Annotated in this window: 1 pseudogene; it reads left to right on the top strand. The window is 42.3% G+C overall.

From position 1 onward, the window contains the following. A pseudogene (locus A3735_RS30570) lies at nt 1–287 on the top strand (aminomethyl-transferring glycine dehydrogenase subunit GcvPB); the annotation flags it as partial. Nucleotides 288–657: the final 370 nt, after the last annotated feature.

Raw genomic sequence — 657 nt, 5'->3', positions numbered from 1 at the left:
GTGTCACGGCGATGGACTTTGCCAAGCGTTTACTCGATTACGGCTACCATGCTCCGACCACTTACTTCCCCTTGTTGGTACCAGAGTGTTTGCTGATTGAACCAACCGAGACAGAGTCTATTGACGAGCTAGAAGGCTTTGTTAAGGCGATGGCAGCGATTCAGAAGGAAGCGGAAGACACACCAGAAACAGTAAAAGGTGCGCCTTATACGCAACCTGTTCGTCGTCTGGATGATGTTAAAGCTGCACGAGAACTTGATGTAGCCTACTCAGCGCCAGCAGAGTAAAAATGTTCCAAAAGGGTGCGCTATGGTGCACCCTTATCCTGCCCTAAAAATTTCTAAACTATTTCAAACGTACGCCTTGGCAATATCCGTTTTAGCATCTATCTTACTATTTCAACATGGATGAGAGTTGTCGCAGGGTATTAGCTAATACGACTTACCTGACAGACAATATTTCTAGCTCTATGTTCTTGATATACAGTTGTTAGCTGTTTTTAGGGCATAATCTTTCGATTTCTCTATAGTCTATATATCCGTTTCCAGAATTAAAATTAGGTTTGTATGCTCTTCGCTACGCAAAACGAAGACCTGTATTTAGTGCTGTGTTGTATGAGTATTAATCAATTTGGCCTGTTTTGACCTAAAATGATCT

The sequence above is a fragment of the Oleiphilus sp. HI0061 genome (genome assembly GCF_001635675.1).
The sequence above is the reverse complement of the archived record's forward strand: the minus strand, read 5'-3'. Positions and strand labels throughout refer to the sequence as shown.